The organism is Bradyrhizobium sp. sBnM-33 (genome assembly GCF_032917945.1).
Lineage (GTDB): Bacteria > Pseudomonadota > Alphaproteobacteria > Rhizobiales > Xanthobacteraceae > Bradyrhizobium.
On record NZ_CP136624.1, the window covers coordinates 7360035 to 7383608 of the forward strand.

A 23574-nucleotide genomic window follows, 5' to 3' on the forward strand; every position below is an offset into this window, starting at 1 on the left:
CCATGGATGCGGTCAAGCGTTACTTCCGAAGCCCCGCCGCGGTGGCAGGCCTGATCCTGCTCGTGATCGTGATCGCGATGGCGATCTCCGCCGGCTGGTTCTATCCACGCGATCCGCTGGCGCTCGCTGGCCGACCGCTGGTCTGGCCGTTCTCCAATCCGCGTTTCCTGCTCGGCACCGACAATTCAGGACGCGATATCGCAGCCCAAATTTTCTACGGTGCGCGGATATCGCTCTTGATCGGCGGCGTCGCAACCGCAATCGCGATCCTGATCGGCATCCTCGTTGGCGCCTTCGCCGGCTATTACGGCGGCTGGCTCGACAATGTCTTGATGCGGATCACCGAAGCGTTCCAGACGCTACCGAACTTCGTGCTGCTCTTGGTGTTGGTTGCCGTATTCGGCTCGACGCTGACGACCGTCACCATCGCGGTCGGCGTGGTGTCGTGGCCGGCTCCGGCGCGGCTGACCCGCGCGGAATTTTTGTCGCTGCGCAACCGCGAATTCGTCCAGGCCGGCCGGACGCTCGGCATGAAGAACATCCAGCTTATTTTCGGCGAGATCCTGCCGAATGCGCTGCCGCCGGTCATCGTCTACGCCAGCGTGGTGATGGCGGTCGCGATACTGCTCGAAAGCGCGCTCGCGTTCCTGCGGCTGTCCGATCCCAACGTCGCATCCTGGGGCAACCTGATCGGCCTCGGCCGCGATGTGCTGCGGGTGCAATGGTACGTCTCGGCGATCCCGGGTATTGCGATCCTCGTCACAGTGCTCGCGGTGTCGCTGGTCGGCCAAGGCCTCAATGACGCGCTCAATCCGAGGCTGAAGGGCCGATGAGCGAGCACGAGACCATCCTCTCGCTCGACCGCCTGAGCGTCCGCCTGCCCGGCGGCGCCGATCGCGCGCACGCGCTTAGGGACGTGTCGCTGGAAATCGCCTCCAACGAGATCCTCTGCGTGGTCGGCGAATCCGGCTCCGGCAAATCGATGATGGCCAACGCGATCATGCGGCTATTGCCCAACGAGGTGACGATCGACGGCGGCCGGATGATGTTCGAGGGTCGCGATCTCTGCAAGGCCTCGATCGCGGACATGCGCGAGGTGCGCGGCGCAGGCATTGCCATGATCTTCCAGGAGCCGATGACGGCGCTCAATCCGCTTCGTACCATCGGCGACCAGATCGCCGAGATGTTTTCGATCCATACCAAATTGTCGAAGGCGGAGATCGGCGCGAAAGTGCTGGCCCTGCTCGCCGACGTCCGCATTCCCGATCCGAAAGTTGCAGCAAAGGCCTATCCGCACGAGCTATCCGGCGGTCAGCGCCAGCGCGCCATGATCGCGATGGCTTTGGCGCTCGATCCAAAGCTTCTGATTGCGGACGAGCCGACGACGGCGCTCGACGTCACGACCCAGGCGCAGATTCTAAAACTGATCCGCGACCTGCAGCAGCGCCGCAGGACCGCGGTCATGTTCATCACCCATGATTTCGGGGTGGTCGCGGAGATCGCGGAACGCGTGGTGGTGATGCAGCATGGCGTCATCGTTGAGCAAGGTACAGCTTCCGATGTGCTGCACCATCCGCAGCATGCCTACACCAAGCAGCTCATCGCCGCCGTGCCGCCGCTGAACGCGCCTCCCCCGCGGACGCTTGCCTCTGATAACATCCTGACGATCACCGATGTCTCGAAGACCTATCGCACCGGCGGCTTTCTCGGGCGCGGCGCGCGCGTGACGCCGGCCGTGAAGAACGTGTCCCTCAACCTGCCGCGCGGGACGACGCTAGGCATTGTCGGCGAATCCGGCTCGGGTAAATCGACGTTGGCGCGCTGCATCGTGCGGCTGATCGATCCGGATACGGGATCGATCGTGCTGGACGGCAACGACTGGGCGAAGATGTCGCGCGAAAACGTCCGCCGCGAGACGCGGCATATCCAGATGGTGTTTCAGGACCCGTTCGCCTCCCTCAACCCGCGCCGCAAGGCGGCCGAGCTGGTGGCGCAAGGCCCGATCGTGCACGGCACACCGCGCGCGAAGGCAATTGCGGATGCCAAGGAGCTGTTCGCACTGGTCGGGCTGGATCCTTCCGCGGGCGACCGCTATCCCCACGAATTCTCCGGCGGTCAGCGCCAGCGCATTGGCCTCGCCCGCGCGCTGGCACTGAAGCCGGACGTGCTGGTGGCGGACGAGCCGGTGTCGGCGCTCGACGTCTCCGTGCAGGCGCAGGTTTTAAAGCTGCTCGCCGAATTGCGGGCGCGGCTCGGGCTTTCGATCGTCTTCATCACCCATGATTTGCGCGTCGCCGCGCAAATCTGCGACCTGGTTGCCGTGATGAAGGATGGTGAGGTTGTCGAGCACGGGCTGGCTGCGGAGGTGTTCGGCAATCCGCAACACGCTTATACGCGGGCGCTACTGGATTCGATTCCGGGCGGAGAATTTGCGCGGGAGCACGCGACGGAGGCGGTGTAGTAGCGTCCTCGGCGGCGGTGCAGCTCCCTCTCCCCGCTCTTCGCGGGGAGAGGGTTGGGGTGAGGGGCTGCTTCCGCGGGTTCGAGCTCAAGTTTGGATTCGCGGAGAGAGGCCCCTCACCCCGACCCTCTCCCCGCTTCGCGGGGCGAGGGAGAAGCGGCAGCGCGCCTGCTCGGATCACGCCATCTCGCGGGCATCTCTGCGGCGATAGACCAGCAGCATCAGCGGCGCGAGCTTGCGGAGGATGCCGTGGGCGACTATGGGCACGGGCTCGGTAAACGGCAACGCCAGTTCGTTCTCCGGCACGCCGCGAACGGCCTTTGCCAATTCATTGCCGAGCGGAATCGTCAGCGCAACCGCGCGGCCGTTGCAGCCGGTCCAGCCATAGGCATTGGGGCCAAGCCGATGGATGCGCGGCAAAAAGTCCGTAGTCATGCCGACATAGCCGTTCCAGACATAATCGAACGAGACCTCGCCGATCTGCGGCCACAGCCGCTGCAGGCGCTCGGTGACGCGCGCCTTGATCCGCTCCACCTTGTTGCCGGGGCCGATCACCGCGCCGCCGGTGACCAGACGGTTTCGCGCGTCATAGCGCGCGAAATAGAGTTCGCCATGGGTATCCGACATCGCCTGCCGGCCCGGGATGATGGTCTTGCGGACGTTGTCCGACAACGGCTGCGTCGCCATTTGCCACGACAGCACCGGCATCACCTCGCGTGCAATCTCAGGCACCAGCGATTTGGAGAATTCGCCGCTATAGGCATTGCTCGCCACGACTAACGCACGGCCGGAGATTTCGCCCTTGGCCGTCTTGACCACCCAGCGGTCGCCCCGGCGCTCAAAACTTTCCGCTGGCGAGCGCGCGTAAATGCGCGCGCCGAGGCCGAGCACGGTGCGCGCGAGGCCACGGGCCAGCGCCAGCGGATTGATGTGGCCGCCAGTCTTATTCCAGAAACCACCGAACCACGCATCCGAACCCAGCATGTCGCGCGTCTGCTCGCGCGACAGCAACTCAACGGGCGCGCCGAACTTCGACCACTGCCGCACACGCCGTTCCGCGATCTTGATGCGGCCAGGCGAATGCACCGGTTGAACCCAGCCGGCCTGTTCCCCCTCGGTGTCGATATTATAGCGCGTCGTCACGTCGAAAAGATAGGACGCGCTGTCACGCAGCATACCGACGAAACGTTCTCCCGCCTCGCCGTGCCTTGCGACAATGTCCTCCGGATCAGGCCGCGACAGCGTCGGAATCACCTGGCCATTGTTGCAGCCCGATGCACCCCAGCCCGGCTCCGCGGCTTCGACGATGGCGACATCGACGCCGGCCTCGCGCAGATGCAGCGCGGTGGAAAGTCCGGTGAAGCCGCCGCCGATCACGATCACATCGGCCTGCTGCGAGCCGATCAGTTCCGGTAAATCAGGCCCCGACGGCGTCACGGCGGCCCACAGTGAATCGGGCCAGCGGACGTTGCTCGTGTTCATCATGATCCTTCCTTGCGGGCAACTGATCGTTCTGATTAGCTTAGCCCGCTAACAAGCCTCAGGGAACAAAAAGAGTGGCACTCAAAAACGTCATCGGAATCGATCACGCCGTAATCATGGTGAAGGATCTCGACAAAGCCGCCGAAAACTACAAGCGGCTCGGCTTCACCGTGTCGCCGCGCGGCACCCACAGCGCACATATGGGATCGGGCAATTACACCATCATGTTTGACCCCGACTATATGGAATTGCTCGGCGTGCTGACGCCGACAGAACATAACGCTCCGGCGCGGGCGTATCTGGAAAAGAATGGCGAAGGCATCGAGCGCATCGCGTTCACGGCGGTGGATTCCGCCGAAGGCGCGGAAGAAATTCGCGCGCGCGGCTATCCGCCGATTGGACCAACCGATTTCGAACGTCCCGTGACGATGCCCGATGGCACGATATCTGCTGCGAAATTCCGTACCTTCCAATGGCCGACGGCGGAAGCGCCAGGCGGCGTGCGCATCTTTGCCTGCCAGCACAAGACGCGCGAGACGGTATGGATTCCTGAACTGATGAAGCATGCCAATGGCGCCAAGCGCCTGAAGCAGGTGCTGATCGTTACCCCGGAGCCGGCGGATGACGCCGCGCAACTCGCGAGCATGATCGATCGCGAGGCAAGGGTCGAACCGGACGGCGTCATTGCAGTCCCTTCGGGCGGCGAGCGCGCCGACTTCGTATTCCTGACCAAGACCCAGCTTGGCACACGCTACCCTGACGTCCCGCTGATGGGGCTGCCTGAGCGCGGCGGCGCGGGGCTGGTGATCGCGGCCGATCTCGCGGCGGCGGAGAAGGCGCTCGGCGCGACGGGCGTGAAGAGCGCTGGTGGCGTGGTGGTGCCGCCGGCCGAGGGCAACGGCACGATGCTCGCGTTTGTTAAGGCATAGTCGGCAGCGCCGGCCGCGCTGATCGGGAAAGCCCAAACATGACGAGGGGCAGGATCGAAGCGGATGGCGATATGGCGGCAAGCCGCCGTGGTCGCCCCCGTTCCGCCGAAACAACCAACGCCATTCTGCAAAGCGCCTACACGCTGATGGCGACCACGGGTCTGGCCGCTACCAGCATCGATGCGGTGGCACGGCACTCCAACGTCTCGAAAATGACCATCTACAAATGGTGGCCGTCGCGAGAGGCGCTGCTGATCGACGCGTTCCTGCATCATGCTTCGCTGATGCTGCCGCTGCCGACATCAGGCACGGCGGCGGAGCGCCTGAGAAATCACGCCGCGGCTTACGCCAAGGCGCTGCAAGGCGAGTTCGGCAAGGTGCAGCTCGCGGTGATCTCCGAATGCATCTCGAACACCGGATCTGCCGAGATATTCTACGAACGCTATCTCAGATATCGAAGGACCGCGCTGGTCGAATTGATCGCCGCCGGCCAGCGGGATGGCAGCGTCGGCGCGGCCGGGACGCCGGAGGACCTGTACGACGCGATCTATGGCAGCCTGTTCTACCGCTACATCTTCGGAATCAAGCCGATCTCGCCGGCGCAGGCCCGCAATCTTGTCGACACCCTGCTGATGATCAGGAGCCGCTGACGCCTTGGGCACGGCCATGCCGCTGGCGTCGGAACCAGGCCCAAGTCTCGCGGGTCACGGCCAGATAGCCCCTGCCCCGGAACACAATCCGCCCGTCGACAATCTGGTTCAGCCTCGGCAGCGCATGAAACGGGATCGAAGGATAGGCGTGATGCTCGACATGGTAGGGCATATTCCACGCAAACCACTTCATGACCATGCCGGTATAGGTCGTACGCGTATTTTGGAAGGCGCTGCGCGTTCGCTCACAGCCGGTGTGTTCGGCATAGAGATAGGGACGCAGGAATAGCTGGCCGACGATCAGGGGAACGATCCAGACCCAGAGCAGCAGCGCCGTGTGGAGCGCGAATGAGCCGAGCAGCAGCACGACGTAGCCGGCGACATAGAGCCGCGCTTCCTTCACGACGATGGGGCGCTTGGCTTCCGGAATCCAGGGGGCGGAGGCGTTGCCGGTGAAGGCATGGCGAAGCATCAGCCCTACCCGGAAGGCGACCTGCCGAAGACCGCTATAGGCAATCGCAAGCTCCGTATCCGAGGCGGGCATCGGGCCAACCAGCAGTTCGGGATCCCGCTCCGGATCCTGCGTGTAGCGGTGGTGGTCCCAATGGAACAGGCAGTAATATTCGTAAGGCAGCCCGATCGCGAATGAAGACAGATGACCGAATACGAGATTGAGCGCGCGGGTCCGAAAGGCTGTCTTGTGAGCGGTCTCGTGCACGACCATGAACAGGAAGGCGACGAAATAGCCTTGCACGACGATCAGCGGCATCGCCCAGTGCGGGCCATAGGTCGAGGCGACGAGCCAGATCAGCGTGCCGAAAACGCCGATTGCGCCGTAGTGGCTGGCTGCGCGAATGATGCCGGGCAGGTTCGACCGCACCGATAATGCGCGCAGCTCGGCCGAAGTCAGCGGCTTCTCTCCCGTTGCGGTAATTGCTGTGCTCATGGTCGCTAACGCCTCCGGGATGATTCAACGCTGCAGCAGCGCCGAGATTTCGGCGTTGATGAAGTCGCGATCTCTGGGATTGTTGATGGGGTTTCCGGCCCGGTGCCCGTGGATCGAGGGAATCGGATGGAGTTCGGCCGACTTTGCATTGACGAGGCGGCCGAGCTCGGCCTCGTTGTCGCGCATGTCGAAGTAGCGATCCGTCTGGCCCGGCATCAGCAACACATGCGCCCTGATCGCGGCCAGTGCGCGGTTCATGTCACCACCGAATTCCGGACATTGGCTGATATCGCCGCGCTGCCAGATGCCGATCTGCGCCAGAAGATCATTGGCGTCACGCCGCGCGAAGGCGACGTCCCACGATCGCGCCAGGTAATCCTCAAGGTTTGTGAATCCGGCCTCGCGCCAGACCTCATCCCGGTAATAGGCGTGCGACATCGCCCACCCCGCATAGACGCGTCCCATCGCCTGAAGGCCGGCGACGGGCCTGGCAACAAAACGGCCATCCTGCCAGGCCGGGTCCGCCGTCAGCGCCGTCTTCACGCCCTCGAGAAACACGTGATTGTACGGCGAGCATCTGGCGCTGCCGCAAACAACCGCCGCCCGTTCCACCATATCGGGATGACAGGCTGCCCAGTGATAGGCCTGCATGCCGCCCATCGACCAGCCATAGACCAGCGCGATCCTTGAAATGCCGAATTGCTCTTCGAGAAGGCGGCGCTGCACCGCGACTGCGTCATGATAGCTGATGGCTGGAAACGGCGTGACATCGCAATTGGACGGCGATGAAGACAGGCCGCTGCCGAACAGATTCGGAATGACGATGAAGTAGCGATCTGGGTCCAGCGCGCCGCCACGCTGGATCAGCCATTCGATATCGCTGTGCTGTGCGCTGAAGGACGTCGGATAGACAATCACATTGTCCTTTCGCGCGTTCAGCGCGCCATAGGTCTTGTACGCGAGCTGCATCGCCGGAAACGCGGTGCCCGACTGAAGTTCGACGTCTCCGGCTTCAAAGATTTGATAGTCGGCGCTGGGCATCAAAGACCGTTTCCGAGCGATGCATTTAATGTACTTATGGTACACTATATGACTCGGATTGCAACGGGTTTCTCCGCTGGTAGCGGCACCCTGCTCGTGCTCGCAAAATGAAAATTGCGCCGCGGCGGTTTCTGCGGCGCAATTTCACACGACGTCAGATCATTGCGGACCTGCCGCCAGCGATCACTCTGCCGGCGCCGCAACCGGCACTTCCGCATGCGAACGATAGGCAACGCTCGCGCTCTTCCTCGCCAGCGCGAACAGCCCCGCCGCCATCACGGCATAGGCCAGCGCCACGCCCGGCGTCACGCCGAGCCCGCCACCGATGCCGACGGCCTCGCCGTGCATGAAGCCGAAATAGGTCATGACGGCGCCGGCCAATGCGAAGGCTGATGCCTTGGGGAAATCACGTTCGATCACGAACACGCCGATCGCGCCGAGCACGAGGCCGGCGAGAATCGAGCCGCCGCCCATCACTTCCAGCCCGTGATAGAGCACGCCCTGTTGGGGCAGCGCGGCGATGGCGGCCGTCTTGACCGCATCGACCTTGTCGGCGGCAAGACCGCCGACGGTTTGCGCCGCAGCCATGCTCGCACCGAGCATGGTGTCGATCTGCAGTTTCGCCCATGCCGCGAGATGGGGTGTCAGCGCCAGCACGATCGCTGGCGCGTGCTTGAGCGGCGTGGTCTGGAACGCCTGCGCGCCGATCAGCATGCCGATATAGAGCAGGATCGGCGAGATCGCGACCACGGGCACCAGCGCCAGCAGCACCGAGATGATGCCAAACCACGACAGCAGCACCACCATGATGCCAGTCGCTGCCGAATAACCGATCCGCCCGCCCATCGCTTTCCAGCCGGGATGGCCGATATAAACAGCGTTGATGAAGGGATTGCCCATCAGGCAACCGATCAGGCTGACGACACCGTCGGCGGTCAGCACCCGCGTGGTCGGATATTCGTCGCCGGCCGCCTCCGCGCTTTCGACATTGTCCATGGCTTCGACGAGATCGTAGATGCCAAACGGGATCGCCGTCACCAGGATAATGCCGAGGAATTCGAAACCGGAGAACACGTGACCGAAGGCAGGCAATGGCACCGAGAAGCCGAAATTGGCAAAGGCATCGCCGATGCCCTTCAGGCTCAGCCCACCAAGACCAAGGCCGAAAAGGTTCGAACCCCAGGCGATCAGCATGCCGGCGGCGATGGCGACAAGACCCGCCGGAATCCCCTTCGGATACTTTACCCCGCCGAACCAGGCCACCAGGATGATGGCGAAGCAGATGAGCCCGATCTGCGGCGTCATGTACATTTCCAACGCGGGCCGCATCGAGATGAAGGTGACGGAGACACCGGCGAGCGTGCCGAGCAGCGCCGCGCGCGGGGTGATCTTCCTGATATAAGGCGCGATAAAGCCGCCGATCATGAGAATAAAGCTCTGGAAGAACACCCAGACCAGGCCAGCCGACCAGCCCTTGATGGGGTCGCCCGTCTTGAGCGTGATCGGCAACATGATCACGAAGGTGACGATGAACATGTGCGGCACGCTAACGCCCGACGGCAGCGCGCAGACGTCGTCGCGGCCGGTCTTCTGCGCCAGTTTGTAGGCGAGATATGCGTAATAGAACGTCGAGAGGCACATCATCAGGCCGAGCGCCGGCAGGATGCGGCCGAATACGATGCTATCAGGCATCTTCAGCACGAAACGCAACAGCCCGGTCAGCACCAGCATGTTGACGAGGATGTTGGTGCCGAAGCCGAACAAGGCGTTCCAGTCTCCCAGCGTCCATAGCGCCGGCCTGAAAGTAGATGTACCTGATGTTCCCGTTGCGCTCATCGTGATGCCCCCGCTACTGCCGTTATTGGAATCTCCGGTGAAATCGCCTTGAGCACCGCGGCTGAATCCGAAACCCAGCCGAAGATGCCGCCCTGCGCCTTGATCATTTTCAGGCCCATGTCGTGGAATTCGGGAAAGTAGGACGCGCAGCAATCGGCCAGCACCACGCAGCGATAGCCGCGGTCGTTGGCTTCGCGCACGGTGGTGTTGACGCAGACCTCAGTGGTGACGCCGCAGACCAGCAAGTTCTCGATGCCATAGCGCTGCAGCACGTCGCCGAGCTCGGTGGCGTAGAACGCGCCCTTGCCCGGCTTGTCGATCACGATCTCGCTGTCGAGCGGATAGAGCTCAGGAATGATGTCATGGCCGGCTTCGCCGCGAATGAGAATCCGTCCCATCGGTCCGGGATCGCCGATGCGCAAGGACGGCGCGCCGCGCTCGACCTTGGCCGGGGGCGCGTCGGAAAGATCGGGCAGATGGCCCTCGCGGGTGTGGATGACCAGCATGCCGGCCGCGCGCGCCGCATCCAGCACGGCCGCGATCGGCTTTACTGCGCGCGCGAGCTGGCTGACGTCGTTACCCAGCGTTTCGCCGAAGCCGCCTGGCTCCATGAAATCGCGCTGCATGTCGATGATGAGAAGCGCGGTCGCCGCCCAGTCGAGTTCGATCGGCTCCGGCTCCGCTGCGAGCTTTGCTGAGTTCGCCATGACGTACGCGCCCCGAACGAGAGAACTCCTCGGGAGAAATCAAGCAAGGCGCGTGCCATTGTGTACAATTGGGTCGAGCGGTAGCTCTTGAGAAAATCAGCCGCGTTGTCAGTCCGTTACTTGCGGATACTGATCTCGGCCTGCCTTCACCAAACGCACCACAAGCGAGCAGTTGCTCATTGGCTGTGCACACGGCGATGACGCTTGCCCGATCGAAGAACTGATGATCCGGCGTTTCCCGGTTGCACCTGTCCAAGCAACTGGACCAGCCAGGCAAGACCGGCATCCATCATCGCCACTTTCGGAAGGACGATGTTGATCGAGAAGCGCGGCAGCGGCAGCGGCGCCTTGACGGCGACGACGTCGAAGCGGGCGCCGTAGATCTCCAGAAATCGTCTCGGCAGCGCAGAGACCATTTCGGTTTCGGCCAGCATCGAAAGGGCAAAACTGAAGTTTGGCACGGTCAGGGCCACGCGCCGCGTCAGGCCTTTCCTGGCGAGTTCAACATCCACGAATCCGGTAACATCTCCGGTATGCGAAACGACGAGATGCTCCATCTCGCAGTAGCGCTTGAGGGTCGGATTACGCTGGAACGAATGCCCGTTTCTAACGGCGATGACGAACTCTTCCTCATAGAGCTTCTGTTTATGGAAACGGACAGGAATATCGTCGAACGGAATGATCGCGATATCCATCGTCTGGTCTTCGAGCTCCTTCAACGCGTCCTTCCACGCAAGGTGAATAGCCGTGAAGCCTTGCGTCGGTAGCAGCTGCCGGATACCCACGTCGACGCTCGGCGCCACCTCCCGCAACCTCTCCAACAGCGAAGGCAGGATGACCGAGGAAACTCCATCCGGCGCGCCAATCACGAAACGGCGCGTCGAATGCCGCGGGTCAAACGGTGTAGCCGTCGAAACGATGCCGCGGATACGCGCGAGAATTTCAGCCACTGACGGCGCGAGCTGCGAGGCGCGCTCGGTCGGAACGACGCCTTTCGGGGTCTTGAGAAACAAGGGATCGCCAAGCAGCGTTCGCAAACGGCCAAGGCCATGGCTGATAGCCGACGGCGAAAGGTGCAGCCGCTCTGCCGAGCGGCCGACATGCCGCTCCTGAAAGACAATCTCGAACAGTACGAGAAGGTTGAGATCAATCCGGGAAAGGTCAGTTTCGTTCAGCATAATGCTGAAATCATATCACTGGATTCAGCATGATTGAAATGAGATTTGGGCGGTACCGCCGGTCAGCCGGCCCAACCCAAAAGGAAAGACACGAAATGCTCAAATCGAACATCTGGAGACACTTGGCGCTGAAAGCCGCACTCGCAATGCCGCTGTCGGCCAGCGCCGCAGAGGCCCCAACGTCAGCAAGTTGGGACCAGGAGCTCGCCGACCTCATCAGCAAGACCGAGGCTCAGGCTTCGGCTTTCATGCGCGGCGACATGGACAAATGGTCCGGTCTGGTGCGCATCGCAGAAGAGTTTACGCTGATGCAGCCGTTTGGCGGCGAGGCCAGCCGAGGTTTTGACATGAGTCCCGAGCGGCTGGCGCGGCTCGCCAGCACCTTTGGGAACGGCGATGCCAAGCTCGAACTCGTCCAAGCGTATGCGTCGAACGATCTGGTCGTTCTAGCCATGATCGAGCGTCAACACGGCGAAGTCGGCGGTTTGCCGAACCAGGACTGGTCACTTCGTGTGACGCAGGTCTACCGCAGGCAAGGCGGGCAGTGGTGGCTGGTTCACCGCCATGCCGACCCGCTCGTGCGCCCTGTCGGACTTGAGACCGCGGCCGCGTTGGCCCGCGGCGCCAATCTCGATGGGCGGTAACGATTCTCAGTTCTTTGCCATCTCCGGCGGCCGACAAGAAATGAGGCCGCCTAGCTCCCGTTAAGCAGCGGTTTCCCGAATGCCCGCCGCCAGACCGACAGAAAACGCGGAAACCAGGAGTGGGCATCTGCGCTCTGATAGGCCCATGTGCGATATTTCTGACCCTTTTCGGACAAGAGCTCCTGATATCCGCCGTGCGTTTCGGTCGCAGTACGAATGTCCCTCAATATATCGCAGGCGTAGGACCTATAGTTGTCGGTGCCGGAGTGTTCATCGTACTCCAGCATGCGATCGGCGAATTCGACGTTGAACGTCGGCCAGGACGAACGCCCCTGGTAGGCGGGTGCTGCGATCTTGTGGATCATCTTGTTCAGCGGGTTATCCGCGGACACCAGGAAATGAGACGTACCTGGTACTCGAAATCGCGGTTCGGCGAGTATCAAATCTGTCGTTGCCGCGAACAACGCGCGTTCACCCTCGTCGCTCAAATCCCAAAATCCGCGGTGCACGTTGACGAAATCGAGCGCAATGGCAGACGCCGGCAGCTCGCTGCCGGAGTGCAAGGCATGCCTGATATAGCCGGGTTTGCCGAACAACCGGAGCAGCTCCTTTTTGTATTGCGGGAGTTCGCGGCCGAGCACAGCTTCCAGGTCGGTCCGATCGATCACCCCGAGTTCTATCCCGCGGATAAAAGTCGCGTAAACGCATGCATTGGTGACAAAGCGCCTGCGTTCGGCGCGGGTATCGGTTGCCGCGGAACGCGGTGCGCTGACGTCACACAGCAAAGCGCTGACGCCGCCGTCCTCGAACGGCTCCAGCGCTTCCGCAAGCTGAAGTATCGCTTTCTTCAGGTCCTCGCGATACTCCGCCAGCAGCAGACGCCCGGCATGCGCGCCTTGCGACATCGCCAGATACGCAGATGCCCTTTGGTCCGCCCGAATGATCTGCTCGAGACCTGCGAGGATGCCCAGCAGAGTATCCGAAGGCAGCGAAAAGTAGTTGATGCCGATGTACCGGTCGCGGCCAGCCGGAATAATCGTGGTCGTGACGACATTGGCGCGAACGGCCTCCAACATCAGCCGGACGCTTTTCTCGAGCAAGCGAACCCGGCGGATGGCATCGTCGGAATCCATGATGGTCTCGGGATCTAGAACATCGGGATAGAACCAGGCGAAGTCCCGCGGGTAGTAGGCGGTTGCGTGCGGCGCCCCCGTGACGAGAAAGGCTTCCTGCGGAGAAAATGCGCTGTCGATCGCGTGCCGGTACAGCTCATCGATGCCCTGCGAAAGGCGATGGGCTTTTCTCAGGAACCGGTCGCTGAGAAAATTGACGGCCTGAATGCCGTTGGCGATGCAGCTCGCAAACAGTCCCTGATAAAACCGGTACTCGCGATGTGATGGAAATGAAATATCACTATTCATAGGCGTGGATGATCGATGTCCGAGGCTTCGAGATCACGCGTTGGTACCCAAACAGGATTGATTCGTCTCTCCGCGAAAGCGCGGGTAACCTGTCACCAAACTGTCATGTTGCTCGATCTTGGCATTGAGCAGGATCCGCTGCAAGCCAATAGCTACCCCTGCCCGTCCGCTTCCTTTGTTTAGCTCCGCGGCCGGAAATTCTCGATCAGCCGCAGCAGTACGCGCGCGCCTGCATCCGCGTCGGCAAGTTCGACATGCTCGGCCGGGTTATGGCTGATGCCACCGCGGCAGCGCACGAACAGCATGGCGACATCGGCGATATCGATCATCGCCATGCCGTCATGCCCTGCCCCGCTCGGCAGTTCGAACACGCCGTAGCCTTCGGCCGCAACCGCTTCCGCGACCTGCGCTTTCAGCCATGGCGCGCAGGGCACGGTGCGGTTCTCATGGGTAACATCGATCTGCAGCGACAGCTCACGGCGCTTTGCGATCGCCTCGATCTGTCGCACGATCTCGGCGACGGCCCGCTTGCGGTGCAGATCGGCCGGCGCGCGGATGTCGAGCGTGAAGGAGACTCGACCCGGAATGACGTTGGTCGCGCCGGGCGACGCGTTGATCACGCCCACGGTGCCGACCAGACCGACGCCATCGCCCTTGCAGAATTGCTCGACCGCGACGATGCATTCGGCAGCGCCCGCCAGCGCGTCGCGCCGCAGCGCCATCGGCACCGTGCCGGCATGGCCGGCCATGCCGGAGAGATTTGCGGCGAGCCGCGTGGCGCCCGCGATCGCCGTCACTACGCCGACAGGAATGTTTTGCTGTTCCAACACCGGCCCCTGCTCGATGTGCAGTTCGACATAGGCATGCAGCTCGGGGCGGGTGCGCGCCGCCGCACCGATCTGGCCAGGGTCAAGGCCGAATTGCACCATGGCCTCGCGCATGGTGAGCCCGTCACGGTCGCGCGCGTCGAGCACACTTGCGTCGAAGGTGCCCGCGACCGCCCGGCTGCCGAGCAGCGTGGAGGCAAACCGCACGCCCTCTTCATCGGCGAAACCGACGATCTCGATCGCAAACGGCAGCCGCACGCCGCGCCGGTTCAGATCGGCGACGCAGGCAACCGCCGTGATCACCCCAAGCGGCCCGTCCCATTTGCCGGCATCGCGCACGGTGTCGTAGTGCGAGCCCAGCATCAGGCAGGGCAATCCCGGGCGGTCGCCCTCGTAACGGCCGCAGACATTGCCGATGGCGTCGAGATGCGCTTCCATGCCGGCATCCCGCATCCACGACAGAATGAGATCGCCCGCGGTGCGGTGGTCGGGCGAAAGGAATATCCGCGTCAGATTATCGCCTGTCTCGGAAATCGTCCCGAGCTGGTTGATCCGGCTTACGATTTCGTCGCCGAGCATTGCTTCATCCGATATCGAAGGCGTCATCGGCGAGATGCGAGAGGTTAGCGTGCCAGTGCTGCGCGATCTGCAGCCGCGTCGGCACCCAGACCCGCTCGTGCTTTCCGATGTAGTCGAGGAAGCGCATCAGCGAGGCCGCGCGGCCGGGCCGGCCGACGACCCGGCAATGCAGGCCGACCGACATCATCTTCGGCGCGCTCTCGCCTTCCGCATAAAGAACGTCAAAACTGTCCTTGAGGTAGGTGAAGAATTCATCGCCGCCGCCAAAGCCCTGCGCGTTGACAAACCGCATGTCATTGGCGTCGAGCGTATAGGGGATGACCAGATGCGGCTTGGAGCCCCGCGACTTGATCCAGTACGGCAGGTCATCGGCATAGGAGTCGCTGAGGTAAAGCAGACCGCCGGCCTCCATCAGAAGCCGCAACGTGTTGATCGAGGTGCGTCCGGTGTACCAGCCGAGCGGGCGCTGCCCCGTCGCCTCGGTGTGGACGCGGATCGCCGCCGCGATCTCGGTGCGCTCCTCGTTCTCCGACATGTCCTTGTGCTCGATCCATCTGAGGCTGTGGCTGGCGATGTCCCAGCCGGCCTCCTTCATGGCAGCAACCACGTCGGGGTTTCGCTGCAACGCCTTGGCGACGCCGAACACCGTGACCGGCAAATTGCGCTCGGTGAACGCTCGCCACAGCCGCCAACAGCCGGCGCGCGAGCCATATTCGAACATCGACTCGATGTTGGCGTGGCGCTGTCCGGGCCAGGGCTGTGCGCCCAGCACGTCTGACAAAAAAGCCTCCGAGGCACGATCGCCGTCGAGAACATTGTTCTCGCCGCCTTCCTCGAAATTGACCACGAACTGCACCGCAACCCGGGCGTTGCCGGGCCACTTCGGATCGGGCGGGTTGCGCCCGTAGCCGCGGAAGTCGCGCGGGTAGGCCGGCGCGGCCATGATCAGACTTCCTCGAAGCGGATTTTCTGCGCGCCCTTCCACAGCACGGTCTTGCCGAATGCGGTCAGGTTCTCCAGCCCCGAAGTCAGGGTGATGAAATGATTGCCGGCGAGCTGGCCCATCTTGCTCGCAAAATGCACGCCGCCATAGGCCAGCAGGATTTCGGTCTCGCTGATGCCGCCGGGATACAGAATGATCTGGCCGGGCGCGGGATAGCTGGTGTGGTTCTCGTAGGAGACGCCGAAGTCGAGATCGCCGAGCGGCATCCAGACACCCTCGCCGCTCCAGCGGACATGGATCGCCTGGCTCTCGAACGGCATCGCCTTGCGAAAGGCGGCAACCGTCTTCGGCGCCAGTTGCTCCTCGAAGCGGGCCTGGAAAGTAAATTCACCGGCGCGGACAATCAGTTGGCTCATCGATCTCTTCTTCTGGATGCATTTGCTGAAGTGGTTCAGCCGTATCCATTACAGCCCGAACAAGCGGACGCAAGGCCTCATTCGGCAGTTTCGGCGAGGCCGTCGGACCCGGAAGTTCGCCTGTGCAGGACCTAGCTGTGCGCCCTCGCCGGGACCGAACGGGACCGCTCCTCGCCGTGCTCGAAAGTGTCGCTGAAGTCGGCGAGCCGGGGCGATATCATGGCGCGTTCGCGCGGGAAGGCTTCCGGCATCTCCTCGCGGATGAAGGTGAGCAGCTTTTCCCTGATCTCGCAGCGGAGATCCCAGGATTGCGGCGCGGATCTGGCGCTGACCAGCGCCCGAAGCTCGATCGACCGCGGGCTGGCCTCGATCACCTGGAGATTGACCACGGCGCCATCCCACAATTTGGACTCGCGCACGGCCTCCTCTAACCGCTGCCTGATCCGCGAGACATCGGTGCAATAATCGACGTGAAAGGTGATGGCCCCGATCAGCGACTGGGTGTCGCGGGTCCAATTCTGGAACGGACGCTCGATGAAGTAGGACAGCGGCACGACCATCCTGCGCCAGTCCCACAACCGGACCACGACATAAGTCGAGGCGATGTCCTCGATCCACCCCCATTCGTTCTCGATGATGACGGCGTCCTCGATCCGGATCGGTTGCGTGATCGCGATCTGAACGCCGGCGATGAGGTTGCTGAGCAATGGCCTTGCGGCAAGGCCGACGATCAGGCCGGCCGCGCCGGCTGAGGCGAACAGGCTGACGCCGTACTGCTTAACGGATTCGAAGGTCATCAGGGCGGTGGAGACGGCAATGATGACGACCAAGGTATCGATCACCCGCTTGAAGACGCGAACCTGGGTGACGTGCTTGCGGGCGAGAAAATTCTCGTCGGTATCGAGGCGGAACCGCTGCAGATAGCGCGCGGCCCCCATGTCCACCGCGCGAACCGTGATCCATCCGACCAGCGCGATCACGGCGACGACGAAAAAATGCCTGAGCTGTTCACGCAGCACGTCGTTCAGTGGCGCCAGCGGCAGCACCAGCGCCACGGCCACCAGACAAAGCGCCAGCCGCGCCGGACCAGCGATCCGTTGCAGAAGCAACGTCACGGCCGGCCAGCGTGTCCCAATCGCGCGTTTGATGATTCTTGCAGAAATACCGTACACGAACAGCGCCACGGCAATGGCGCCGACGACGAGGCCAAGCCCGACCAGCCATTGTGGCACCCAAGCGAACGCCTGTTCGAATTTTGATAGAAGATCTTCCATGCCGGATCCCCGCTGCGTAGCGCCGTTCGGCCGCTAACGCATTGATCCGTGCATTGGTCCCGCATCTAACGCAGCGCAGCAATTCACCATGCGCATCGCGGAGATTGACCGGGAAATGGGGAACTTTGGCGTGATGGCATGCGGTTGCAGAGCGGGTTGGCTCAGGATTCGCCGCGCCAGAATGCGGTCTGCAGGGGCAGTTGATGTTTGATCATTGCGACGCCATCAACTACCTTCAGGCCACGCGCGGCGCAAGCTTGCATGAACTCGGTCCGGCGGGCGGCGATGATATCGAACACGGCGCAATCATCCGGCAGCCGCGCGGGATTCATCGGCAGGGCGTCCGTCTCGCAAAGCCCGAGTGAGGTGGCGTTGACGAGCAGGCCGGCGTCGTCGAATTTCTCGTCCAGGCTGATCTCGATATCGGCAAAACGGCTGCGGAGTTTTCGGGCGAGGATTTCGACCGGCCCCAGCGTTTCGTTCAGGATTCGCAGCCGCCTCACGCCTGCGGCAGCCAGCGCGTGACAGATCGCGCGGCCGGCTCCCCCCGCCCCGATCACGACGCAGCGGCGGTCGGGATCGAATATCCCCTCCTCGCGCGCCGCATTCAGGAAGCCGCCGCCATCGAAGGATTCCCCGACCAGCCGTCCACCGGCCTCGATCCGGATCGTGTTGACGACACCTTCGAACTCGGCGGCCGGCCCGACCGCATCGCATAGCGCGAACGCCGCCGGCTTGTGCGGCATCGTGAGATTGAAGCCGGCAACGCTCGGCGATTTCGCGGGCGTGCGGATTGTTTCGGAAAGATGTTCCGGCGCGATGTCGAGCAGCACCATGTGCCAGTCCAGCCCTGCGCCTTGAAAGTAAGGCGTGTAGTGGCGGGGCGCGCCGACATGGCCGGCCGGATGGGCAAAGATGAAGACAAATCGTGAAGCACCGGTCGGAAGCCGCATCGCTCTCACCCTTTTACCGCGCCCGCCGTCAGCCCGCTCACCAGATAGCGGCGCACGGCGAGCGAGAAAATCAGGACCGGCGCCATCACCAGCGAGCCGCCCGCGGCGATCTTGCCCCACTCCCAGCCCTCGTAGTTCATGAAGTTGACCACGGCGACCGGCGCTGTCCGTGCATTGGTCCGCGTCAGGATCAGCGCAAAGAAGAAGTCGTTCCAGGCGTAGAGGAAGCACAGGATCGCGGTGGCGGCGATGCCGGGCGCGACCATCGGCAGCACGATCTGGAGGAAGACGACCCGTGTCGACGCGCCGTCGACCAGCGCCGCCTCTTCCAGCGACCGCGGCACGGTTTCAAAAAACGGCTGCATCATCCAGATCACCAGCGGGAGGTTGAAACTGGTGTAGACCAGCACCAGTCCGGTGACGGTGTCGAGCAGCCCGATCCAGCGATAGAACAGGAAGAACGGAATCGTAAACGCGATCGGCGGCGCCATTCGCGTCACCAGGATCGCAAAGCTCAGCGCGTGCTTTCCCCGCCCCGCCCATCGCGACAACGCGTAGGCCCGCGGGTACGCCTAGAATGAGCGCCAGCGCCGTGGAGAACGACGCACTCATCAGGCTGTTGACAAAGGAGGCCGCGAACGCGCCTTGCCAGAGCGACGCATAATTTTGCAGCGTCGGCGTGAAGATCAAGGGCGGCGGAAACTGCAGGATCAGGTCATTGGACTTGAAGCTCATCTGCAAGAGCCAGAGGAACGGTGACAGCAGCACAATCAGCGTCACACCGATCGCCACGAGCCGGCGCGGGCTGGCCGAACGGCGGACCGGGCCACTCATGCCCCCGCTCATGCCATGGCCTCGCGGCGGCGGCCCATCCACACCACGCCGAGGCTAACCGCGATGACGAGCAGCAGCATCACGATCGTAACCGAACTGGAATAGCCGATTTCGTTGAAGTCGAATGCGAGCAGATAAGCGTAATAGTTCGTCACCTCGGTGACGCTGCCCGGCCCGCCGCCGGTCAAGAGGAACACCAGCGGAAATGCCTTGACGCTGTCGATCAGGCGAAACATGCCCGATATGACCAGGATCGGCGTGATGAAGGGCAGCGTGATGTAGAAGAAGATCTGCAGCCGGTTGGCGCCGTCGACCAGGGCTGCTTCGGAAAATTCCTCCGGAATGGTCTGCAGCGCGGCCAATACCATCAGGAAGGTGAAGGGCATCCATTCCCAGGTGTCGGCGATGATGATCGCGGTCAGCGCGAAATCGACGCTCGAAGTCAGCGACGGCATGGTCACGTTAAGCAGGCCTGCGGCGTAGTAGAGTGGGCTGATGTCGGGCGTGTAGATCAGTTTCCATATGATCGCCACGACGATCGGCGGCAGCACCATCGGAATCAGGAACAGAGTGCGGGCGAATTCCACGACGCGCGACTGCGTGTGCAGCAGTAGCGCGAGCAGCATGCCGAGCAGGACCTGCAACAGCACGCCCCAGAACGACAGCTTGGCCTGCACCCATAGCGAATTGACGAAGCGCGGGTCGCCCGGAAGCAGGCGATAGTTCCGCAAGGGCGAGCTGAAATCCGTCGACGATCCCGGATTGACGAGTTGGAACGGCGTCAGGCTGGTCACGACAAGATAGATCGCAGGCAAGCCTGCGATCACAAACAACACGATCAGGCTCGGCGCCAGCGCGAGGCGATTGAAGCGGCGGCGCTCGGCGTCAACCAATCCCTTTCCGCTCAAAGCGCGGTCCCGGCCCGGCGGAGATTGGCCACCGCCTGCTCCTGCGCCGCGTTCATCGCAGCTTGAGCTGTGAGCTGCCCCGTCGCCACCTGTTCGAACGCCTTGTTGAGGACATCGCCGACGATCGGGAACTCCTTCACCGTGCGATAGGCCATGTAGTTCTCGCCCTTGGCCGGCAGCCCCAGCACTTCGAGATAGAGCGAGCCGAGGTCCTGGCCGTTGACCGTGTTCAGCTTGCGGTATTCCTCACTCTCGATCACGGATCTGCGGCAGACCGAGGAATGGCCGTGCTCCTTGACGAGCCGCATCGAGATTTCAGGGCTGAGCGCCCATTTGATGAATTCCCAGGCCGCCTTCTTGTTTTTGGCGTTCTTGGGAATGCCGAGACCCTGGCTGTTGGCGGCTGGGAAATCATGCACGGGGCCCGCCGGCATCCTGACGACGCGTGAGGTTTCTTTCACCTTGCTGTCGTTCGAGAGCAGGATCGGCGTAATCCAGGCGCTGGAATGAATGAAGATATTGGAGCGGCCGGTCATGTGGGATTGCCGCGCCTGATCCTCGGTGTAGGTGAGCACGCCGCGCGGCGCGTAGTTCTTCAGAAGGTTCGCGTAATATTCAACGGCCTGGATAGCTTCCGGCGAATTCAGCGTCGGCATGATGTCGGTGGGCGGCTTGCGAAAAATATTGCCGCCAAAACCCTGGATGTAGGGCGGCAGGCACCAGTGATGGAGCTGGAAGCTGACGATGCCGCTGACATTGTCGGCGCCATGCATCGCGGCGCAAACCTGCTCCAGCTCGGCAAAGGTCTTCGGTATCTTGAGACCGCGCTTCTCCATCAAATCCATGCGCGACAGGCCCATCACCATGGCCCCGCCTTCCCAGGAGTAGGCGTAAGTGGCGCCCTTGGCGTCGCGGTAGGGCACCTGCGCGCCCTCGACGAAATCTTTCGGATTCCATTCCGCCGGAGTCAGATTGGGATCACCGGTGAACTCGTCGAGATTGGCGAGCAGTCCCGCCGCCACCCAGCGCGCGGCAAGGATGAAGGTGACATTGACGAAATCGAACGCCGAACCGCCGGACGACAATTCGAGATTGGCCTGCTGGTTGTAGACCGGGAACGCGGAGAGCTGCAGATCGACCTTCATGCCGGTCTGCGCCTCGAACTCCGGGATGTAGTTCTGCAGCAGTGTGAAGAAGCGGTGCTGGAAGGAGGCGCCGCGCAGCGTAATGCCGGCAAACGGTTTTGTTTGCGCAATGGCCGGCAGGGGAAATGCGGCCGCGCCAAAGGTGACGGCGCCAGCCTGAAGCAGCGTTCGCCTGCTGAAGCCCGCAGACTGGTGGCTCGGATTCTTCTTCGTCATAGCAGCCTCCCTGACAGTCTTTTTCGACAATATGACCGACATAAAATATACTGTCAAAAGGAGGCTTCCCTCAGAAGCGCTGTTTTTGCGATGTCAATTGACATCATATCGCAATAAAGCAGACATTATTGTTTCAAGGCTTGAGGGTCCACATTTGCCCAGGGACGTCGAACTCCGCCAGTCCAACACCCACGTCGCGCGCGAAATCGCCAAGCTCATCGTCTCCGGCACATGGCAGGAGGGAAAGACGCTGCCGCGCGAGATCGAGCTCGCTTCCCAATTCAGCGTCAGCCGCACCTCGATCCGGGAATCGCTGTCCACCCTCAAGGCAAAGGGCCTGATTGCGGCGCGACAGAAGGCCGGTACCCATGTGCGCGAGCGGATCAACTGGCACATGCTGGATGCCGAGCTTCTGGAATGGACATGGGCACTGCGTCCGACGGAAGAGTTTGCTCGCCAGCTCACGCAGGTGCGCCGGATCGTCGAGCCGGAGGCTTGCGCGATCTGCGCCGAGCGCGGCTCGGACGCCGACCTCGCCCGGATCGAACGGGCCTATCGCGAGATGGACGCCGCCGGGATGGACAGCCGCGCCTATTCCGAGCCCGACCTTCGCTTCCATCGCGGCATCCTGACCGCGACCGGCAACGACTTTCTGGTCGCCTTCGGCGCTACGGTGGAAGCGGCGCTGCGCATGTCGTTCGAACTCTCGACGCTGAACCCCGGCGCGCCGCGCAAGAGCCTGCCCTATCACCGCGCCATCCTCGACGAGATATGGGCGCGAAATCCCGATGGCGCGCGGCGCGCGATGCACCGCCTGATGGACCTGACCGAGCGCAATATTACCTCGGCGCTGTCACGCCGGCATGGCGAAGCGATGGCGGCAGCGGATGCCAGCCGTGAACACGACGTGTAACGGAACAGGATAAGGTCTTTTTTGACGCGTTTTCTTCACGCGAACCGGTATCCACCCTCGGATCAAGTCCCAGGGCATGCTTCGCGCGAAAACGCTGCAGAACACTTGCTTTCCCTTGGGGTTGCGCGTTTCATTCCAGTCAAACATCAGCGACCGGGAAAACGCCCATGCCCGCAAGAATCATCGGAATGATCGGCACCCAGCAGGAGGGCGTCGCGGTTCACCTGATCAAGGGACAGATATCGCGACAATGGGTGGTCGATTTCACCCGGCTGCACGAGCAGTGGAATTATGATTCCGTCCTGGTCGGATATTACGCCTCCGCCGCCGAAGGCTTTGCGATTGCACTCTATGCCGCCGATCACACCGAGCGGATCAAGTTTTTGATCGCGCACCGGCCGGGCTCGGTGGCGCCCGCACTGGCCGCGCGGCAGGTCGCAACCTTCGACCAGCTCACGCAGGCCCGGATGGCGCTGCATATCATCGCCGGCACCAGCGACGCGGACCAGGCGAGCGAAGGCGACTTCCTGCCCAAGAATGACCGCTATCGCCGCGCTGGTGAATATCTGGAAGTCATGCAGAAACTCTGGACCAGCGACAGTCCGATCGATCACAGGGGCGAGTTCTACCGCGTCGAGGGCGGTTTCTCCGACATCAAGCCCTACCAGCGGCCTTACCCCACCCTCTTCTTCGGCGGTTCGTCCGAAGGCGCGCTGGAGATGGGCGCCAAACATTGCGACGTGTTCGCGATCTTCGGCGAGCCGCTGAAGGAAACGCGGGAACGGGTGCAGGATTTCCGGCGGCGCGCAGCCGCCTTTGGGCGCAACGTCGGCTTCAACATGTCGCTGCGGCCGATCATGGCGGATACCGAAGGCGCGGCGTGGGACAAGGCGAACGCGCTACTGGCGGATGTCGAGCGCAAGACCGGCGCCGCGCCCCAACCCACCAACCACTCCGCCGAGCGCCTGCTCGGTTACGCCGCGCGCGGCGACGTCCATGACGAGCGGCTATGGATGGGAATTGCGCGCGCCACCGGCGCTCCCGGCAATACGTCGTGCCTGGTTGGAACGCCTGAACAGATCGCGGCAGCGGTGCTGGAATATTACCGGCTCGGCATTCATTCCTTCCTGCTGCGCGGCTTTGAGAATCCGCACGACACGATCGCGATCGGCCGTGACTTGATTCCACTCATCAAGCAAGGCGCGCTGGCGATCGACCGGCAGGCCGAAGCGGCCGAATAGAGTTCACCTGAAGAAGCCGCAGGCACCTCA

At 62.6% G+C, this 23574-nt stretch carries 22 protein-coding genes; 7 read left to right on the plus strand and 15 right to left on the minus strand.

The window, feature by feature from the left end; genetic code table 11:
* Positions 1–2: 2 nt before the first annotated feature.
* Both RX328_RS34550 and RX328_RS34555 read left to right on the plus strand, forming a co-directional pair.
* A complete protein-coding gene (locus RX328_RS34550; RefSeq protein ID WP_213249452.1) occupies positions 3–833 on the plus strand; it encodes an ABC transporter permease in 831 nt (276 codons plus the stop codon).
* Positions 830–2461, plus strand: coding sequence for an ABC transporter ATP-binding protein (locus tag RX328_RS34555; RefSeq protein ID WP_213249450.1), 1632 nt, complete (start codon positions 830–832; stop codon positions 2459–2461). The genes RX328_RS34550 and RX328_RS34555 overlap by 4 nt, the downstream gene beginning before the upstream one ends.
* A 177-nt stretch (positions 2462–2638) precedes the next feature.
* Here the strand turns inward: RX328_RS34555 and RX328_RS34560 are convergent, their stop codons facing one another.
* A complete protein-coding gene (locus tag RX328_RS34560) occupies positions 2639–3943 on the minus strand; it encodes an NAD(P)/FAD-dependent oxidoreductase (RefSeq protein ID WP_213249665.1) in 1305 nt (434 codons plus the stop codon).
* A gap of 74 nt (positions 3944–4017) precedes the next feature.
* Between RX328_RS34560 and RX328_RS34565 the strand changes: the two genes are divergently transcribed.
* Together RX328_RS34565 and RX328_RS34570 are read left to right on the plus strand one after the other, a co-directional pair.
* Entirely contained in the window at positions 4018–4872 is an 855-nt protein-coding gene (locus RX328_RS34565) for a VOC family protein (RefSeq protein ID WP_213249448.1), read from the plus strand.
* Positions 4873–4910: 38 nt separating this feature from the next.
* Positions 4911–5522, plus strand: coding sequence for a TetR/AcrR family transcriptional regulator (locus RX328_RS34570; protein ID WP_213249446.1), 612 nt, complete (start codon positions 4911–4913; stop codon positions 5520–5522).
* Here RX328_RS34570 and RX328_RS34575 read toward each other — a convergent pair.
* The 5 genes from RX328_RS34575 to RX328_RS34595 form a co-directional block, all read right to left on the minus strand.
* Positions 5509–6468, minus strand: a complete 960-nt coding sequence (locus tag RX328_RS34575; RefSeq protein ID WP_213249444.1) for a fatty acid desaturase — start codon at positions 6466–6468, stop codon at positions 5509–5511. The genes RX328_RS34570 and RX328_RS34575 overlap by 14 nt on opposite strands.
* A 24-nt stretch (positions 6469–6492) precedes the next feature.
* On the minus strand, positions 6493–7509 hold the full coding sequence (locus RX328_RS34580) for an alpha/beta fold hydrolase (protein WP_213249442.1): 1017 nt from the start codon (positions 7507–7509) through the stop codon (positions 6493–6495).
* A 183-nt stretch (positions 7510–7692) separates the two neighbouring features.
* Positions 7693–9345 (minus strand): regulator, encoded by a 1653-nt coding sequence (locus RX328_RS34585; protein ID WP_213249440.1) that lies wholly within the window; start codon positions 9343–9345, stop codon positions 7693–7695.
* A complete protein-coding gene (locus tag RX328_RS34590) occupies positions 9342–10052 on the minus strand; it encodes a cysteine hydrolase family protein (protein WP_213249438.1) in 711 nt (236 codons plus the stop codon). Before RX328_RS34590 ends, RX328_RS34585 begins: the two co-directional genes overlap by 4 nt.
* Before the next feature lie 176 nt (positions 10053–10228).
* Entirely contained in the window at positions 10229–11230 is a 1002-nt protein-coding gene (locus RX328_RS34595) for a LysR family transcriptional regulator (RefSeq protein WP_213249436.1), read from the minus strand.
* Between the two features lie 95 nt (positions 11231–11325).
* On the opposite strand from RX328_RS34595, the gene RX328_RS34600 reads away from it, so the two are divergent.
* Complete coding sequence (locus tag RX328_RS34600; RefSeq protein ID WP_213249434.1) at positions 11326–11874, plus strand: YybH family protein; 549 nt, start codon at positions 11326–11328, stop codon at positions 11872–11874.
* A gap of 50 nt (positions 11875–11924) precedes the next feature.
* On the opposite strand, the gene RX328_RS34605 is transcribed toward RX328_RS34600, so the two are convergent.
* The 9 genes from RX328_RS34605 to RX328_RS34645 form a co-directional block, all read right to left on the minus strand.
* Positions 11925–13295, minus strand: coding sequence for a hypothetical protein (locus tag RX328_RS34605; protein WP_213249432.1), 1371 nt, complete (start codon positions 13293–13295; stop codon positions 11925–11927).
* A 179-nt stretch (positions 13296–13474) separates the two neighbouring features.
* Entirely contained in the window at positions 13475–14701 is a 1227-nt protein-coding gene (locus RX328_RS34610) for an allantoate amidohydrolase (RefSeq protein WP_249726217.1), read from the minus strand.
* 4 nt (positions 14702–14705) lie between these two features.
* Complete coding sequence (gene puuE, locus RX328_RS34615; protein WP_213249428.1) at positions 14706–15644, minus strand: allantoinase PuuE; 939 nt, start codon at positions 15642–15644, stop codon at positions 14706–14708.
* A 2-nt stretch (positions 15645–15646) separates the two neighbouring features.
* Entirely contained in the window at positions 15647–16060 is a 414-nt protein-coding gene (locus RX328_RS34620) for a DUF3830 family protein (RefSeq protein ID WP_027536371.1), read from the minus strand.
* A gap of 131 nt (positions 16061–16191) precedes the next feature.
* Positions 16192–17334, minus strand: a complete 1143-nt coding sequence (locus RX328_RS34625) for a mechanosensitive ion channel family protein (RefSeq protein WP_213249426.1) — start codon at positions 17332–17334, stop codon at positions 16192–16194.
* Positions 17335–17495: 161 nt separating this feature from the next.
* Entirely contained in the window at positions 17496–18287 is a 792-nt protein-coding gene (locus RX328_RS34630; RefSeq protein WP_213249424.1) for a shikimate dehydrogenase family protein, read from the minus strand.
* A 5-nt stretch (positions 18288–18292) separates the two neighbouring features.
* Positions 18293–18778, minus strand: a complete 486-nt coding sequence (locus RX328_RS34635) for a carbohydrate ABC transporter permease (protein WP_249726235.1) — start codon at positions 18776–18778, stop codon at positions 18293–18295.
* Positions 18779–19129: 351 nt separating this feature from the next.
* A complete protein-coding gene (locus RX328_RS34640) occupies positions 19130–20014 on the minus strand; it encodes a carbohydrate ABC transporter permease (RefSeq protein WP_249726216.1) in 885 nt (294 codons plus the stop codon).
* Between the two features lie 11 nt (positions 20015–20025).
* Positions 20026–21390: an ABC transporter substrate-binding protein gene (locus tag RX328_RS34645; RefSeq protein WP_213249418.1), complete on the minus strand. Its 1365-nt coding sequence runs from the start codon at positions 21388–21390 to the stop codon at positions 20026–20028.
* Positions 21391–21544: 154 nt separating this feature from the next.
* Here RX328_RS34645 and RX328_RS34650 point away from each other — a divergent pair, with 154 nt between their 5' ends.
* Both RX328_RS34650 and RX328_RS34655 read left to right on the plus strand, forming a co-directional pair.
* On the plus strand, positions 21545–22303 hold the full coding sequence (locus RX328_RS34650; protein WP_213249416.1) for a FadR/GntR family transcriptional regulator: 759 nt from the start codon (positions 21545–21547) through the stop codon (positions 22301–22303).
* Between the two features lie 167 nt (positions 22304–22470).
* Positions 22471–23544: an LLM class flavin-dependent oxidoreductase gene (locus tag RX328_RS34655; protein WP_213249414.1), complete on the plus strand. Its 1074-nt coding sequence runs from the start codon at positions 22471–22473 to the stop codon at positions 23542–23544.
* The last annotated feature ends 30 nt before the right edge of the window (positions 23545–23574 follow it).